Annotated in this window: 12 protein-coding genes; 8 read left to right on the forward strand and 4 right to left on the reverse strand. The window is 70.4% G+C overall.

What is annotated here, in order from left to right:
• Positions 1-160 precede the first annotated feature (160 nt).
• On the forward strand, positions 161-391 hold the full coding sequence (locus CAL11_RS02785) for a LuxR C-terminal-related transcriptional regulator (protein WP_233500465.1): 231 nt from the start codon (positions 161-163) through the stop codon (positions 389-391).
• 87 nt (positions 392-478) lie between these two features.
• Here CAL11_RS02785 and CAL11_RS02790 read toward each other — a convergent pair whose 3' ends face one another.
• Positions 479-1,228 carry a copper resistance protein NlpE N-terminal domain-containing protein gene (locus tag CAL11_RS02790; protein ID WP_033461606.1) on the reverse strand — a complete coding sequence of 250 codons (750 nt, stop codon included), beginning with the start codon at positions 1,226-1,228 and terminating at the stop codon, positions 479-481.
• A gap of 231 nt (positions 1,229-1,459) precedes the next feature.
• On the opposite strand from CAL11_RS02790, the gene CAL11_RS02795 reads away from it, so the two are divergent.
• From CAL11_RS02795 to CAL11_RS02825, 7 genes are all read left to right on the forward strand, one after another.
• Entirely contained in the window at positions 1,460-2,299 is an 840-nt protein-coding gene (locus tag CAL11_RS02795; RefSeq protein ID WP_086092085.1) for a prepilin peptidase, read from the forward strand.
• A 2-nt stretch (positions 2,300-2,301) separates the two neighbouring features.
• Positions 2,302-2,952, forward strand: coding sequence for a dephospho-CoA kinase (gene coaE / locus CAL11_RS02800; protein WP_080699676.1), 651 nt, complete (start codon positions 2,302-2,304; stop codon positions 2,950-2,952).
• Between the two features lie 41 nt (positions 2,953-2,993).
• Complete coding sequence (zapD, locus tag CAL11_RS02805; protein WP_033454936.1) at positions 2,994-3,746, forward strand: cell division protein ZapD; 753 nt, start codon at positions 2,994-2,996, stop codon at positions 3,744-3,746.
• A 180-nt stretch (positions 3,747-3,926) separates the two neighbouring features.
• Positions 3,927-5,177: an MdtA/MuxA family multidrug efflux RND transporter periplasmic adaptor subunit gene (locus tag CAL11_RS02810; protein WP_086092086.1), complete on the forward strand. Its 1,251-nt coding sequence runs from the start codon at positions 3,927-3,929 to the stop codon at positions 5,175-5,177.
• Positions 5,174-8,275: an MdtB/MuxB family multidrug efflux RND transporter permease subunit gene (locus tag CAL11_RS02815; RefSeq protein WP_086092087.1), complete on the forward strand. Its 3,102-nt coding sequence runs from the start codon at positions 5,174-5,176 to the stop codon at positions 8,273-8,275. The genes CAL11_RS02810 and CAL11_RS02815 overlap by 4 nt, the downstream gene beginning before the upstream one ends.
• A complete protein-coding gene (locus CAL11_RS02820) occupies positions 8,272-11,379 on the forward strand; it encodes a multidrug efflux RND transporter permease subunit (protein ID WP_086092088.1) in 3,108 nt (1,035 codons plus the stop codon). The genes CAL11_RS02815 and CAL11_RS02820 overlap by 4 nt, the downstream gene beginning before the upstream one ends.
• Positions 11,376-12,881 carry an efflux transporter outer membrane subunit gene (locus tag CAL11_RS02825; RefSeq protein ID WP_086092089.1) on the forward strand — a complete coding sequence of 502 codons (1,506 nt, stop codon included), beginning with the start codon at positions 11,376-11,378 and terminating at the stop codon, positions 12,879-12,881. Before CAL11_RS02820 ends, CAL11_RS02825 begins: the two co-directional genes overlap by 4 nt.
• A 10-nt stretch (positions 12,882-12,891) precedes the next feature.
• On the opposite strand, the gene CAL11_RS02830 is transcribed toward CAL11_RS02825, so the two are convergent.
• From CAL11_RS02830 to argJ, 3 genes are all read right to left on the reverse strand, one after another.
• Positions 12,892-13,854 carry a Nudix family hydrolase gene (locus tag CAL11_RS02830; protein ID WP_086092090.1) on the reverse strand — a complete coding sequence of 321 codons (963 nt, stop codon included), beginning with the start codon at positions 13,852-13,854 and terminating at the stop codon, positions 12,892-12,894.
• The gene (locus CAL11_RS02835; RefSeq protein WP_033461591.1) at positions 13,847-14,713 is read right to left on the reverse strand and encodes an ATP-binding protein; all 867 of its coding nucleotides are present in this window, start codon (positions 14,711-14,713) and stop codon (positions 13,847-13,849) included. Before CAL11_RS02835 ends, CAL11_RS02830 begins: the two co-directional genes overlap by 8 nt.
• Before the next feature lie 199 nt (positions 14,714-14,912).
• A complete protein-coding gene (argJ, locus tag CAL11_RS02840; protein WP_033461589.1) occupies positions 14,913-16,139 on the reverse strand; it encodes a bifunctional glutamate N-acetyltransferase/amino-acid acetyltransferase ArgJ in 1,227 nt (408 codons plus the stop codon).
• Between the last annotated feature and the right edge of the window lie 39 nt (positions 16,140-16,178).

A 16,178-nucleotide genomic window follows, 5' to 3' on the forward strand; every position in this document is an offset into this window, starting at 1 on the left:
GGCAGACTGCACTGCAATCGTAGTTTGCAAAGGAGGTCCCATGCTCCCCATGCCTGGCAACGCCTCATCCGCGCCGTCGGCTCAACCCGTTGCATCCTTCTGCCATCCGATCGCGCCGCCGGTTCGCGGCCGCGCCGGGGCTCGGCCGCCGCCAACCGCCTTGACGGCGCGCGAGCGCCAGGTGGCCGCCTATCTGGCGGCGGGCAAGGCAAACAAGGTCATCGCCATCGATCTGGGTATTTCCCGGCGTACCGCCGAAGCGCATCGCGCGCGCATCTTCCGCAAGCTGGGCGTGCGCAACGCGTTCGAGCTGGCATGCCGCATGTGCCCGCACCGGCGCGCGGCCACGTCCGTGGCGGGGCAGGGGGCTGCCCCGGCCAGGGAGTCTTGAGTCTGCGGGTTTCGATACCCGTGGGTCGCACCGCCAGCGGGCGGGCTGCGCGCGTGGCGGGCCTGCCGGCGGCGCATCAGCGCCGCATCAGGGGCACTTGGGCGCGGCCTGCTTGTCGAGCTCGGCGATGGCGTCCAGGTCGGGCTGGCGGGTGAGGTTGTAGTTCAGGTTGGGGGTGCGGCCGCCCACCGAACGTACGCGCAGCACGTTGTTGGCGGTCATGACCAGTTCGGCGCGCATGTTGCCGCTGCCGTCGAGCAGCAGTACGCGGGGCGGGCGTTCCTGGGTGGCGTCCCAGCAGCCTTGCTCGGACACGGGAGCGCTGGCCTGGGGCTGCTTGTCCAGGTAGTTGGTGCGGCTGCGCCAGCGGCCGTTGGGCGCCAGGGTCAGCGTGACGCGCTGGGCTTCGCAAGCTAGGCCGGCGGCAAAGCACGGGAAGGTGCCCTGGTAGGTTTGCGCCTGCGGGATGATGGCCTGCGCGCTGGGGCTGGCCGTTTCGGGCTGCGGTTGCGGGGCCGCCTGGCCTTCGGGCACGGCCGTGCCGTCCTCGGTGGATTGCTGGCCGGCCTGCGCCTGGGCCTGGGCGTTCTGCTGGCGCGCGGGCTGGTTGGGCTTGAGCTCGATCTGCAGTTGCGACGGCGCGTGCACCACCGTGCGATAGCCGGCCGCCTGGCCCTGGTACTGGGCGTCGGTGATGGTGCTGGCGCCGGGCGGGTCGTAATAGCCGGCGCTGCGCTGTTGCGCGCAGCCGGCCAGCGCCAGGGTGCCTGCCAGTACGATTCCGGTCGCAAAACGGGTATTGAGACGAAGCGCGGGCGTATCGAGTTGGGCAGACATGGCAGCGTGTCCGGTTGGTTGTTCTGTAACTGCGATTCTACGCACTTATGAGAAGATCCGATACATTGCCGCGGCTTTGCGCGCGCAAGTGCGGCGTTTGTGCAAATCGGGGCGCGCCGCAATAATGCCGCCTGCGGCATCGCGCTGCCGCCCGACCCTTCCGGTCCCGGGCGTGCCGGGCGTCCGCCGCGTCCCCTCCTTGTCCTTCCTTTCCGTGTTCTTCCTGGCGCCATGTGGCATGTCTTTCCGCTCGATCCGGCGTTGAACGTGGTGCTGGCCGCCCTGCTGGGGTTGGCGGCCGGCAGCTGGCTCAGCGTGGTGGCGCATCGGCTGCCGCGCATGATGGAGCGCGAATGGCGTATGGCCATGCGCGAGGACGACGGCGGCGCCGAATCCGGCTATGGCCTGTGGCGGCCGGCCTGGCACTGCCCTTCGTGCCAGGCCGCCTTGCGTGGCTGGCGCGCCGTTCCGCTGGCCGGCTGGTTGCTGCAGCGCGGCCGCTGCGGGCATTGCGGGCAGCCCATCGGGCTGCGCTATCCCATGCTCGAGCTGGCCGCGGCCGTGCTGTTTGCCGCCTGCGCCTGGCGCTTCGGGCCCACGCCGATGGCGCTGGCCGCCATGGGCCTGACCGGCGCGCTGCTGGCGCTGGCCTGGATCGACCTGGAACACAGCCTGCTGCCCGACGCCGTGACCTTGCCGCTGGTCTGGGCCGGCCTGCTGGTCAACCTGGACGGCGCGCTGGCGCCGCTGCCGCTGGCCGTGCTGGGCGCGGCCGCGGGCTATCTGTTCCTGTGGGTGATCTTCCATTTTTTCCGCCTGCTGACCGGGCGCGACGGCATGGGCCATGGCGACTTCAAGCTGATGGCGGCGCTGGGCGCCTGGCTCGGGCTGGGAGCATTGCCGTGGTTGCTGCTGGGGGCCTCGCTGGCGGGCGTGCTGGTGGGCTGGAGCCTGCGGCTGGCCGGGCGGATCGGCAGCGGGCAGCCGCTGCCGTTCGGTCCTTACCTGGCGGTCGGCGGTATCCTGATGCTGCTGGCGGCGGGCCGGCCCGCCTGGCTGCAGTTCTATTGAGGATGGGCATGTACAAGATCGGATTGACCGGCGGCATCGGTTCGGGCAAGTCCCGCGTGGCCGACATGCTGGCCGAATGGGGCGCCTGCGTCATCGACGCCGACGAGATTTCGCATGCGCTGACCGCGCCCGGCGGCGCGGCCATGCCGGCCATCGAGCGCGAGTTCGGCCCGCAGGCGGTGGCCGCCGACGGCGCGCTGGATCGCGCCTGGATGCGCGACCTGGTGTTTCGCGAACCCGCGGCGCGCGGCCGCCTCGAAGCCGTGCTGCACCCGCTGATCGGCCGGCACACCGAGCAGGCCGCCGCGCGGGCGCGCGGCCTGTACCTGGTTTTCGTCGTGCCCCTGCTGGTCGAATCCGGCCGCTGGCGCGACCGGGTCGACCGCATCTGCGTGGTCGATTGCGATCCGGCCACGCAGATCGCCCGGGTGCGGAAACGCAGCGGGCTGACGGAGCCGGCCATCAGGCGTATCATGGCGGCACAGGCTGCGCGGGCAACCCGGCTGGAGGCCGCTGACGATGTCATCGTCAACGATGGCGCCACTTCGCCCGATACCTTGCGCGCGCGGGCAAGAACTCTGCACGACCGCTGGCTCGCGCTGGCGGGCGCGGCCAGCCAGCCAGGCGGCAAGGCGGCCGGCACCCCTGAATAACCCCGGCCCGCGGGCCGATCACCGACGGGCCTGTGGCAAGCGTGATTCTGTACGAATACCCTTTCAACGAACGTATCCGGGCCTATCTGCGTCTGGAGTACCTGTTCGACAGGTTGTTCTTCTTCGCGCGCGAGGGCGACGCCCGGCTGCACCAGATCGCCGTCTCCTCGCTGTTCGACCTGCTCGATGCCTGCGAGCGCACCGACATCAAGGGCGCGGTGCTGCAGGACCTGGAGCGCCAGCGCATGGCCCTGGTGGGGCTGCGCGATCATCCCGGCGTGGCCCAGGATGCGCTGGAGGCCATGCTGCGCGACATGGAGCGCGTGGTGGGGGCGCTGGCGGCGCAGGGCAAGACCGGCCAGGCATTGCGCGAGAACGAATGGCTGGTCAGCCTGCGCGGCAGGCTGGCGGTGCCGGGCGGCGCCACGCAGGTGGACATGCCGTCCTACCATGCCTGGCAGAACAAGCCCGAGTCGGTGCGCTGCGCCGACCTGCAAGGCTGGCTGGCCCCCTTGCTGCCCCTGCATGCGGGCCTGTCCATGGCGCTGCGGCTGCTGCGCGAATCCGGGCGGCGCGCCGATATCGTGGCCGAGCAGGGCGGCTACCAGCAGATGCTGGCCGGCAAGGTCTACCATCTGCTGCGCGTCTGGGTCGAGCCCAGCCTCGGCGTCTTTCCCGAGATCAGCGCCAACAAGTACATGGTCTGGATACGCTTCTCGACCCAGGATGGCGAGGTCAAGCCGCAGCAGGTGTCGCGCGACGTGGCGTTCCAGATGTCGCTCTGCAGCTCCTGACCGCCCGCCGGCGCGAGCCGGCGCGGGCCGCATGGCCCCCGTCCCGGCCGGGCAGCCCGTGATCGCGGGCGCGCGGGCGCCGAATCCTGTTGCGGTCTATTTCAGCAGCGCCCGGAAAACGGCCAGTTTGCGCCGGTCTGGTGGAAAATAGCGGCTCCTTGCCGTCTTGCCGGATACCTCATGCCTGAAAGCCGTTCCGTTGCGCCGCCTGCCCGCCAGGGGCGCCGCCGCCTGATCGCAGCCGCGATCGCCGTCCTGGCCGTGCTGGCCCTGGCCTGGTGGCTGTGGCCAAAGGATACGGGCGGACAGCAGGGCCGGCCCGGCGGCCGCGGCGCCATGCGCGGCGGCCCGGCCTCGATGATGAACATGGCGGTGCCGGTGCGCGTGGGCGAAGCCCGCACCCAGGATATCCAGATCGTCCTGCGGGCGCTGGGCACGGTGACCGCCTACAACACCGTGACGGTGCGCAGCCGCGTCGATGGCGAACTGGTCAAGGTGGCGTTCCAGGAAGGCCAGCACGTCCAGGCCGGCGACCTGCTGGCGCAGGTCGATCCGCGGCCTTTCGAGGTGGCGCTGGCGCAGGCGCAGGGCCAGCAGCAGCAGAATCTGGCGCAACTGGAGAATGCGCGCCGCGACTTGCAGCGCTACCAGACGCTCTACAAGCAGGATTCGATCGCCCGCCAGCAGCTCGACACGCAGGCGGCGCTGGTGCGCCAGTACGAGGGCACCATCAAGAGCGACCAGGCGGCCGTGGACAGCGCCCGGCTGCAATTGAATTTCTCGCGCATCACCGCGCCCATCGCCGGCCGCCTGGGCCTGCGCCAGGTGGACCAGGGCAACCTGATTTCCAGCGGCGACGCCAATGGCCTGGTGGTGATCACCCAGACCCAGCCCATCGCCGTGGTCTTCACGCTGCCCGAAACCCAGCTGCCCGAGGTGCTGCAGCAATTGCGCGCCGGGCGGCAGCTGCCGGTGGAGGCCTACGACCGCGCCGACACGCGCCGCATCGCCAGCGGCCAGCTCGAGACCGTCGACAACCAGATCGACGTGGCCACCGGCACGGTCAAGCTGAAGGCGCGTTTCGACAACGCCGAGGAGGCGCTGTTTCCCAACCAGTTCGTCAACGTGCGCCTGTATGTCGAGACGCGCAGCGGCATGACCGCGATTCCCAACGCGGCGGTGCAGCAGGGCTCGGCCGGCGCCTTCGTGTTCCTGGCGCAGCCCGATGGCACGGTGGCGGTGCGGCAGGTCAAGCTGGGCGCGATCAACGGCGACTGGGTCGCGGTCAACGAAGGCCTGCAGCCCGGCGACAAGGTCGTGGTCGAGGGCATGGACCGGCTGCGCGCCGGCGCCAGGATAGACATCGTGACCGGCACCACGCCGGAAGCGGCCGCGCCGGTCAATACCGGGGCGCCCAGGCGGACGCCGTGAGCCCGTCGCGCCTGTTCATCCTGCGGCCGGTCGCCACCGCCTTGTCGATGGTGGCGATCCTGATCGCCGGCCTGATCGCCTATCGGCTGCTGCCCGTGTCGGCGCTGCCCGAGGTCGATTACCCGACCATCCAGGTGGTCACGCTGTATCCCGGCGCCAGCCCCGATGTGATGACGTCGCTGGTGACTTCGCCGCTGGAGCGCCAGTTCGGCCAGATGCCGGGCCTTAACCAGATGTCGTCCACCAGTTCCGGCGGGGCGTCGGTCATCACGCTGCAGTTCAGCCTGGACCTGTCGCTGGACGTGGCCGAGCAGCAGGTGCAGGCGGCCATCAACGCGGCCTCCAACCTGCTGCCCAACGATCTGCCGGTGCCGCCCACCTACAACAAGGTCAATCCGGCCGACGCGGCCGTGCTGACCCTGGCGGTGACCTCGCCCACCATGCCGCTGCCGCAGGTGCGCGACCTGGTCGATACGCGCATGGCCCAGCGGCTGTCGCAGATTCCCGGCGTGGGCCTGGTCAGCGTGGCGGGGGGGCAGCGCCCGGCGGTGCGCGTGCAGGTCAATCCGCAGGCCCTGGCCTCGGCCGGCCTGAGCCTGGCGGACCTGCGCACGGCCGTGGTCGGCGCCAACGTCAACCAGCCCAAGGGCAACCTGGACGGGCCGGTGCGCTCCACCACCATCAACGCCAACGACCAGCTGAAGTCGCCCACCGACTACAACGACCTGATCATCGCCTACCGCAACGATGCGCCGCTGCGCCTGTCCGACGTGGCGCGCGCGGTGCAGGGCGCCGAGGATATCCGGCAGGCCGCCTGGGTGGGCGACAAGCCCGCCATCCTGCTGAACGTGCAGCGCCAGCCCGGCGCCAACGTGATCGACGTGGTGGACCGCATCCATGCCTTGCTGCCGCAGCTGCGCGCCGCCATGCCGGCCACGCTGGACCTGGTGGTGGTGGCCGACCGCACCCAGACCATCCGCGACTCGGTGGCGGACGTGCAGTTCGAGATGCTGCTGGCGGTGGGGCTGGTGGTGCTGGTCACCTTCCTGTTCCTGCGCAGCCTCACGGCAACCGTGATTCCCAGCGTGGTGGTGCCGCTGTCGCTGATCGGCACCTTCGGCATCATGTACCTGGCCGGCTTCAGCATCAACAACCTGACGCTGATGGCGCTGACCATCGCGACCGGGTTCGTGGTCGACGACGCCATCGTCATGATCGAGAACATCGCGCGCCACCTGGAGGAGGGCGAGACGCCCCTGCAGGCGGCGCTCAAGGGCGCGGCGCAGATCGGCTTCACGCTGATTTCGCTGACCTTCTCGCTGATCGCGGTGCTGATTCCGCTGCTGTTCATGACCGAGGTGGTGGGGCGGCTGTTCCGCGAGTTCGCGGTGACGCTGGCCGTGGCGATCCTGATTTCGCTGGTGGTGTCGCTGACGCTGACGCCGATGATGTGCGCGCGCCTGCTGCGGCCCGAGTCCGAGCAGCGCCATGGGCGCTTCCACCAGGCCACCGGCGCGCTGATCGACCGCGTCATCGCCGGCTACGACCGCATGCTGCAGGTGGTGCTGCGCCACCAGCCGCTGACGCTGCTGGTGGCGCTGGGCACCTTCGCGCTGACGGTGCTGCTGTACATCGTGGTGCCCAAGGGCTTTTTCCCGCAACAGGACAGCGGGCTGATCCAGGCCATCACGCAGGCGCCGCAGACCATCTCGTTCGCCGCCATGTCGCAACGCCAGCAGGAGGCTGCGCGCATCATCGTGCAGGATCCCGACGTGGCCGCCGTGTCCTCGTTCATCGGCGTCGACGGCAGCAACCCCACGCTGAACAACGGCCGCATGCAGATCGCCCTCAAGCCGCAGAGCGAGCGCAGCGGCGACCTCAAGACCGTGATGGCGCGCCTGCAGGACGCGCTGCATGGCGGGGCCGACCTGGGCCTGACGGTGTACATGCAGCCGGTGCAGGACCTGACCATCGAGGACCGCGTCAGCCGCACGCAATACCAGATGACGCTGTCCAACCCCGACCTGGCCGTGCTCAGCGAGTGGGCGCCCAAGCTGGTGGACCGGCTGCGCCAGGTGCCGCAGCTTGCCGACGTCACCTACGACCTGCAGGACCAGGGCCTGCAGACCTGGGTCGAGATCGACCGCGACGCCGCCTCGCGGCTGGGCATCACCGCCGCGGTGATCGACGAGGCGCTTTACGACGCGTTCGGCCAGCGGCTGATCTCCACCGTCTTCACGCAGTCCAACCAGTACCGGGTGGTGCTGGAGGTGCTGCCGCAGTTCCGTCAATCGCCCCAGTCGCTGGACCATATCCATGTGCCGACGGCTTCCGGCGCGCAGGTGCCGCTGTCGTCGGTGGCGCGCATTTCCGAAGGGCGCACGGTGCTGGCGGTCAACCGGCTCGACCAGTTCCCCATGACCACGGTGTCGTTCAATCTGGCGCCCGGGGCCTCGCTGTCGGGCGCGGTCGAGGCGATCTCGGCGGTGCAGGCCGAGATCGGCCTGCCGCTGGCGATCGACACGCGCTTCCAGGGGGCGGCGCTGGCGTTCCAGAATTCGCTCGACAGCACGCTGTGGCTGATCCTGGCGGCGGTGGTCACCATGTACATCGTGCTGGGCATCCTGTACGAAAGCTATATCCACCCGATCACGATCCTGTCCACCCTGCCTTCGGCCGGGGTGGGGGCGCTGCTGGCCCTGCTGATCAGCGGCACCGACCTGGACATGATAGGCATCATCGGCATCATCCTGCTGATCGGCATCGTCAAGAAGAACGCCATCATGATGATCGACTTCGCCCTGGAGGCCGAGCGCAAGCGCGGGATGGCGCCGCGCGAGGCCATCCACGAGGCGGCGCTGCTGCGCTTTCGGCCCATCCTGATGACGACGCTGGCGGCCCTGTTCGGCGCGCTGCCGCTGATGCTCTCGACCGGCACCGGCGCCGAGCTGCGCCAGCCCCTGGGGCTGGTCATGGTGGGCGGGCTGCTCGTCAGCCAGGTGCTGACGCTGTTCACCACGCCGGTGATCTACCTCATGTTTGACCGCCTGGCGCGTCGTCGCGGCGGCGCCGGCGCGGCCGCGCGGCAGACGCCATGATTCTGTCGGCGCCGTTCATCGTCCGTCCGGTGGCCACCACGCTGCTGTGCCTGGGCGTGGTGCTGGCCGGACTGCTGGCGTACCGCCTGCTGCCGGTCGCGCCCTTGCCGCAGGTGGACATTCCGACCATCTCGGTGTCGGCCAGCCTGCCCGGCGCCAGCCCCGAGACCATGGCCTCCAGCGTGGCCACCCCGCTGGAGCGCTCGCTGGGCAGCATCGCAGGCGTGACCGAAATGACCTCGCGCAGCTCGCAGGGGTCGACCCGCATCACCCTGCAGTTCGACCTCAGCCGCGACGTCGATGGCGCGGCGCGCGACGTGCAGGCCGCCATCAACGCGGCGCGCTCGCTGCTGCCCACCAGCCTGCGCAGCAACCCCACGTACCACAAGGCCAATCCGTCGGCGGCGCCCATCATGACGCTGGCCATGACCTCGGCCACGCTGGGCCAGGGCAAGCTGTACGACCTGGCCTCGACCATCGTCGCGCAGAAACTGGCCCAGGTGAACGGCGTGGGCGAGGTGACGGTGGGCGGCAGCTCGCTGCCGGCGGTGCGCGTCAACCTCATCCCGGGCGCGCTGGCCAATCGCGGCGTGTCGCTCGACGAGGTGCGCCAGGCGCTGGCCAGCGCCAACGCCAACCGCCCCAAGGGCATGGTGGAGAACGACCGGTACCACTGGCAGGTCATGGCCAGCGACCAGCTCGACCGCGCCGAGCAGTACCGGCCGCTCATCGTGGCCTGGCGCGACGGCGCGGCGGTGCGCCTGTCCGACGTGGCCACCGTGGAAGACTCGGTCGAGGACCTGTACCAGACCGGCTTCTACAACGACCGCAAGGCCATCCTGATGATCGTGCGGCGCCAGGCCGACGCCAACATCATCGAGACCGTCGACGCGGTGCGCGCCCAGTTGCCCCAGCTGGCGGCCCTGCTGCCGGGCGACGTGGACCTGACCGTGGCGCAGGACCGCACGCCCAGCATCCGCGCCTCGCTGCACGAGGCCGAGCTGACGCTGGTCATCGCGGTGGGCCTGGTGGTGCTGGTGGTGCTGCTGTTCCTGCGCCGGCTGCGCGCCGCCTTCATTCCCAGCGTGGCGGTGCCGGTATCGCTGATCGGCACTTTCTGCGTGATGTATCTGTGCGGCTACACGCTGAACACCATTTCGCTCATGGCCCTGATCGTGGCCACCGGGTTCGTGGTCGACGACGCCATCGTGGTGCTGGAAAACATCATGCGGCATATCGAGCGCGGCGCCACGCCCATGCGCGCGGCGCTGCGCGGCTCGCGCGAGGTGGGCTTCACCGTGCTGTCGATGAGCCTCTCGCTGGTGGCGGTGTTCATTCCCATCCTGCTGATGGGCGGCGTGGCGGGGCGGCTGTTCCGCGAGTTCGCCGTGACCCTGTCGGCCTCCATCCTGGTGTCGCTGGTGGTGTCGCTGACGCTCACGCCCATGATGTGCGCGCGCCTGCTGCGCGCCGAACCGGCCTCGCCGCGCCCGCCCGGGCGCGCCGGGCGCCTCTGGACGCGGCTGTACGGCGGCATGCAGGGCGGCTACGAGCGCAGCCTGGGCTGGGCGCTGGCGCATGCGCGGCTGATGATGCTGATCCTGGCCGCCACCATCGGGCTCAACGTGTATCTCTACATGGTGGTGCCCAAGGGCTTCTTTCCTCAGCAGGACACCGGCCAACTGCTGGGGTTCTTCCGCGGCGACCAGGGCACGTCGTTCCAGGCCACGGTGCCCAAGCTGGAGTACTTCCGCAAGGTCATCCTGGCCGACCCGGCGGTGCAGAGCGTGACGGCCTACGCGGGCGGCCGCGGCGGCAGCAATTCCAGCTTCATGCAGATCCAGCTCAAGCCGCTCGACGAGCGCGGCGTCAGCGCCGACACGGTCATCAACCGGCTGCGCGGACGCCTGCAGAACGAACCGGGCGCGCGCATGTTCCTGGTGGCGCAGCAGGATATCCACATCGGCGGGCGGCAGAGTTCCGGCTCGTACGACTACACGCTGATGTCCGGCGACCTGGCGCTGCTGCGCGAATGGATGCCCAGGGTGCAGCGGGCCATGGCGGCGCTGCCCGAGATTACCGACGTGGACGCGGATGTCGAGGACAAGGGGCGCCAGATCGACCTGGTGATCGACCGCGATGCCGCCACGCGGCTGGGCGTGAGCATGGCCACCATTTCGGCGGTGCTGAACAATTCGTTCAGCCAGCGCCAGGTCTCGGTCATCTACGGGCCGCTGAACCAGTACCACGTGGTCATGGGCGTGGATCCGCGCTTCGCGCAGGATATCGAATCGCTCAAGCAGGTGCACGTGATCGCGGCCGACGGCCAGCGCGTGCCGCTGGCGGCCTTCGCGCAGTTGAAGGTGGCCAACGCGCCCCTGTCGGTCAGCCACCAGGGGCTGTTCGTGGCCGATACGATTTCGTTCAGCCTGTCGCCCGGCGTGTCGCTGGACCGGGCCACCGCCGCGATCGACGCGGCCGTGGCCCGCATCGGCCTGCCGTCGGACCAGATCCAGGCGGGCTTCCAGGGCACGGCGGCCGAATTGCAGAAGACGCTGGCGCGCCAGCCGTGGCTGATCCTGGCGGCGCTGGTCACGATGTATATCGTGCTGGGCATTCTGTACGAAAGCCTGGTGCACCCGCTGACCATCCTGTCCACGCTGCCGTCGGCGGGTATCGGCGCCCTGCTGGCCCTGATGCTGCTCGGCCACGAGTTCACCCTGATTGCGTTGATCGGGGTGTTCCTGCTGATCGGCATCGTCAAGAAGAACGCCATCATGATGGTCGACTTCGCGCTCGAGGCCGAGCGGCGCGATGGCCTGGACGCGCGCGCGGCGATCCTGCGTGCCTGCCTGACGCGTTTCCGTCCCATCATGATGACGACCATGGCGGCCATTTTCGGCGCCTTGCCGCTGATGCTGGCCAGCGGGCCGGGCGTGGAGATGCGCCGGCCGCTGGGCATCACCATCGTGGGCGGCCTGGTGCTCAGCCAGATCCTTACCCTGTACACCACGCCGGTGGTGTACCTGTACCTGGACCGTTTCCGCCTGTGGGCCGCGCGCCGGCGCGCGGCGCGGTCCGCTCCTGATCCCACCCGCCCATGATTCGTATGCCTGGTTTCCGATTCTCCGTTTTGCCGCGCCGCCGGCTGGCCGCGGCGGCTTTGTGCGCGGCGCTGGGCGGCTGTGCGGTCGGGCCCGACTACCAGCGCCCCGCCATCGACGTGGGCGCCGCCTACAAGGAGGAGGCCGCCGCGCCGCAGCCGGGCTGGACGCCCGCGCAACCGGGCGACGAGCGCGCGCGCGGGCAATGGTGGCAGGTCTACGGCGACCCGGTGCTCGACGGCCTGGTGCGGCAACTGAACCAGGGCAACTACACCGTGGCGCAGGCCGAGGCCAATTATCGCCAGGCCCAGGCGCTGGTGCGCAACGCGCGCGCCGGCTTCTTCCCCACCATCGGCGCGGGGGCCGACGTGACGCGTTCCGGCTCGGGCGGCGGCAGCGGCGCCGGCTCGAACGGCAGCTCGGTCGGCAACCAATATTCGCTCAATGGGTCGGTCAGCTGGGAAATCGATGTGTGGGGCCGGGTGCGCCGCGAGGTCGAATCCAGCCGCGCCGAAGCGCAGGCCAGCGCCGCGGACCTGGCCGCCACCCGGCTGAGCGCGCAGGCCGCGCTGGTGCAGAACTACCTGCAGTTGCGCGTGCTCGACGAACAGAAGCGCCTGCTCGACGCCACGGTGCAGGCCTACGAGCGCTCGCTGCGCCTGACGCAGAATCGCTACGAGGCTGGCGTGGTGGGCAAGTCGGACGTGGCGGTGGCGCGCACCCAGCTGGAGAACACGCGGGCCCAATCCATCGACCTGGACTGGCAGCGCGGGCAGTTCGAGCATGCCATCGCGGTGCTGATGGGGCAGGCGCCCTCGCGCTTCGCCCTGCCGGCGCAGCCGTTCGCGCAGCGACTGCCGGACATTCCGGCGGGCCTGCCGTCGCAGCTGCTGGAGCGCCGGCCCGACGTGGCGGCCGCCGAGCGGCGCGCGGCCGCCGCCAATGCGCAGATCGGCGTGGCGCAGGCGGCCTGGTTCCCGGACCTGACCTTGTCGGCCACCGGCGGCTTTCGCAGCGGCCAGTTCGCCGAGTGGCTGACCGCGCCGGCGCGCTTCTGGACGCTCGGCCCGGCGCTGGCCATGACGCTGTTCGACGGCGGGGCGCGTTCGGCGCGCGTCGAACAGGCCCGCGCCGCCTATGACGCGCAGGCGGCTGCCTACCGGCAGAGCGTGCTGACGGCGCTGCGCGAGGTGGAGGATTACCTGGTGCAGCTGCGCGTGATGGAGCACGAGCAGCAGGTGCAGCGCAACGCGCTCGAATCCGCGCGCGAATCGCTGCGCCTGGCGCGCAACCAGTACGAGCAGGGGCTGATCGACTACCTGAGCGTGGCGGTGCTGGAGACCACCGCGCTCAATACCGAGCGCAACGCCATCAGCCTGCTGGGCAGCCGGCTCAACGCCAGCGTGCAGCTGATCGCGGCGCTAGGCGGCGGATGGCAGGGCCTGCCGGCCGAGGCGGCGGCCAGCGCGGCGACCGAGCCGTCCGCGCCGTCCGCGCCCTAGCGTTCTTGCGTCAGAGCAGCCCGCGGATACCGGCGATGCCGTGCGCGCCGTGCAGGCGCGCCTCGGCCAGGGTGGCGGGCGACTGGCCGCCCAGCGCGTAGACCGGCAGGCCGGCGTCGCGGATGCCGGCCGCGAAGCCGGACCAGCCCAGCGGCGCCTGCCCCGGGTGGCTGGCGGTGGCGAGCACCGGGCCCAGCACCGCGAAATCCGCGCCGAGGTCGCGCGCGTGCACGATCTCGGCGTGGCCGTGGGCGGATACGCCCACCAGCGCGCCTTCGGGCAGCGCCGGGCGCTGCTTGAGCGCCTGCGCGTCGCGCGCCGTCAGGTGCACGCCGTCGGCCTCGCTCCACCAGGCCTGCGGATGGCGGCTGCTGACCAGCAGTCGCGCACCGGCGGCGCGGCATTGCGCCAGGATGGCCTGCATGGCCTCGCGCAGCGAGGAGGCATCGGCGCCGCCCGGCCAGTCGGGCTCGCGCAGCAGCACCAGCTTCAGGCCGCCCTCCAGGGCAGCCTGAAGCCGCGCGGTGAAATCGGCCAGCCCGGCCGGCGCGCCGATGGCGCCGATGGCGTAGGCGGTGGGCAACTGCAGCCAGCGCAGCGGCGGCAGGGTGGCCGGCAGCAGGTCGCCGACCTCGTGCGCGCGCGCCGGGTCGACCCATTCCAGGCGCTGGTTTTCCAGCCCCCGTGGCTCGCCTTCCCAGCCGGTGACGTGGCAGAACGCCAGCCGCACGGTGGTGTGCGGGTAGACGTGCACATAGGTCACCCATGGGTGCGCCTCGGTCACGCGGATGCCCAGTTCTTCATGCAGTTCGCGCGCCAGGGCCTGCAGCACGGTTTCGCCCGGCTCCAGCTTGCCGCCGGGCAGCTCCCACCAGCCGGCCCAGGGCTTGCCCTCGGGGCGCTGCCCCAGCAGCAATTGGCCATCCGGGCGCAGGATCAGGCCCGCGGCGACATCGACGATTTTTTCAGACATGGCGGGCGGCCCAGTCGCGCGCGAACTGATAGGCGACCCGGCCGGAGCGCGAGCCGCGTTCCAGCGTCCACTGCAAGGCCTCGGTGCGCGAGGCCTCGATCTGGTCGGCCGGGCAGTTCAATTCGCGCAGCCAGTGGTAGACGATGTCCAGGTAGTCGTCCTGCTTGAACGGGTAGAACGACAGCCACAGGCCGAAGCGCTCGGACAGCGAGATTTTCTCCTCGACGGTTTCGCCGGGGTGGATCTCGCCGTCGGGCTGGTGCTTGGCGGCCAGGTTCTCGCTCATGTATTCCGGCATCAAGTGGCGGCGGTTCGACGTGGCGTAGATCAGCACGTTGTCGCCCGAGGCCGCGACCGAGCCGTCGAGCACGGATTTCAGCGCCTTGTAGCCGGCCTCGCCTTCCTCGAACGACAGGTCGTCGCAGAACACGATGTAGCGTTCGGGCCGCGCCGCCACCAGTTCGACGATGTCGGCCAGGTCGCCCAGGTCGGACTTGTCGACTTCGATCAGGCGCAGGCCGCGCTCGCCGTAGGCGGCCAGCATGGCCTTGACCAGCGAACTCTTGCCGGTGCCGCGCGCGCCGGTCATCAGCACATTGTTGGCCGGCTTGGATTCGAGGAACTGGCGCGTGTTGCGGTCGATGATGTCTTTCTGGCGCTCGATGTGCTGCAGGTCGTCGAGCTCGATGCGCGCCACGTGGCGCACGGCGTCCAGCCAGCCGCGCGAGCCGCGCTTGCGCCAGCGGTAGGCGTGGGCGGACCAGTCGATGTCGGGCGGCGCCGGCGGCAGCCAGGCTTCCAGTTGCGCCAGCACGCGCTCGGCGCGGGCGAGGAGGGGGGTGAGGTCTGTTGCGGTCACTGCGGTTCCTTGGCGGCGGCGCCCGGCGGGACGCCGCGTTTACGGTTGCTCGATGACGCCGGCACCGCGCCGCGGGATAGGGCGCGGTGGGCCGGCAGGCGCGCGGGCGGGGATGGTGCCGCGCGCTGCAGACGGGGCTTGCGGGCGCGCGGCGGCCGGGCGGCGTGCGCCGCGGCCATGCGCGCCGGGGTGTTCCGGTTCAGGAACGGTAATCGGCGTTGATGCTGACATACTCGTGCGAGAAGTCGCAGGTATATACCGTGTCGGCCACCTGGCCGCGGCCCAGCGCGATGCGCACCACGATTTCGGCCTGCTTCATGACGCGCTGGCCGTCGGCCTCCTGGTAGTCGGGGTTGCGGCCGCCGTCGACGGCCACCAGCACGTCGCCCAGCCACAGGCGCAGCCGCGAGACGTCCAGGTCGTCGATGCCGGCATAGCCGATCGCCGCCAGGATACGGCCCAGGTTGGGGTCGGAGGCGAAGAAGGCGGTCTTGACCAGCGGCGAGTGCGCGACCGCGTAGGCCACCTTGAGGGCCTCTTCGGTACTGCCGGCTTCCTCGACGCGGATGGTCATGAACTTGGTGGCGCCCTCGGCGTCGCGCACGATCTTCTGCGCCAGGTCGGTGGCGGCGGCGGCCAGCGCATCGCGCAGGGCCGCATAGTCCGCGTCGCCGGCGCTGTCGACCGTCACGCCGGCCTGGCCGGTGGCGATCAGGATGAACGAGTCGTTGGTGGAGGTGTCGCCGTCGACCGTGATGCGGTTGAACGACACGTCGGCCAGCTCGATGGCCAGCTTGCGCAGCAGCGGCTGGGCGATGCCGGCGTCGGTGGCCAGAAAGCCCAGCATGGTGGCCATGTTGGGCCGGATCATGCCGGCGCCCTTGCTGATGCCGGTGATGGTGACGGTCTTGCCGCCGATGTCCACGCGGCGCGAATGGATCTTCGGCAGCGTATCGGTGGTCATGATGCCGTGGGCCGCGTCGTACCAGCCGTCGGCCCGCAGGCTTGCCACCGCGGCCGGCAGGCCGGCGGTCAGGCGGTCCATCGGCAGCGGTTCGAGGATCACGCCGGTGGAAAACGGCAGGATCTGTTCGGCGGGCACGTCCAGCAGCTTGCCCAGCGCCGCGCAGGTGTCCTGGGCCTTCTTCAGGCCGGGCGCGCCGGTGCCGGCGTTGGCGTTGCCGGTGTTGATGACCAGGGCGCGGATCGGGCCGCCCTGGGCCAGGTGCGCTTCGCAGACCTGCACCGGCGCGGCGCGGAAGCGGTTGCGCGTGAACACGCCGGCCACCGTGCTGCCCGGCGCCAGGCGGAACACCGTGAGGTCGCGCCGGCCGGCCTTGCGGATGCCGGCTTCGGCCACGCCGATCTCGACACCGGCGACGGGAAGGATTTCGGATTCGGAGGGAATCTGCAGATTAACGGCCATGACTTCGTCTCATAGGGCAGGGTGGCGCCTTGGGCGGCG

The organism is Bordetella genomosp. 6 (assembly GCF_002119705.1).
Classification (GTDB): Bacteria; Pseudomonadota; Gammaproteobacteria; order Burkholderiales; family Burkholderiaceae_B; genus Bordetella; species Bordetella bronchiseptica_F.

Excerpts from the sequence above, each read along its gene's own strand:
- coaE (WP_080699676.1), top strand. The coding sequence starts at position 2,302 with ATGGGCATGTACAAGATCGGATTGACCGGCGGCATCGGTTCGGGCAAG.
- CAL11_RS02810 (WP_086092086.1), top strand. The coding sequence starts at position 3,927 with ATGCCTGAAAGCCGTTCCGTTGCGCCGCCTGCCCGCCAGGGGCGCCGC.
- CAL11_RS02830 (WP_086092090.1), bottom strand. The coding sequence starts at position 13,854 with ATGTCTGAAAAAATCGTCGATGTCGCCGCGGGCCTGATCCTGCGCCCG.
- argJ (WP_033461589.1), bottom strand. The coding sequence starts at position 16,139 with ATGGCCGTTAATCTGCAGATTCCCTCCGAATCCGAAATCCTTCCCGTC.
- CAL11_RS02795 (WP_086092085.1), top strand. The coding sequence starts at position 1,460 with ATGTGGCATGTCTTTCCGCTCGATCCGGCGTTGAACGTGGTGCTGGCC.
- CAL11_RS02820 (WP_086092088.1), top strand. The coding sequence starts at position 8,272 with ATGATTCTGTCGGCGCCGTTCATCGTCCGTCCGGTGGCCACCACGCTG.
- CAL11_RS02790 (WP_033461606.1), bottom strand. The coding sequence starts at position 1,228 with ATGTCTGCCCAACTCGATACGCCCGCGCTTCGTCTCAATACCCGTTTT.
- CAL11_RS02825 (WP_086092089.1), top strand. The coding sequence starts at position 11,376 with ATGATTCGTATGCCTGGTTTCCGATTCTCCGTTTTGCCGCGCCGCCGG.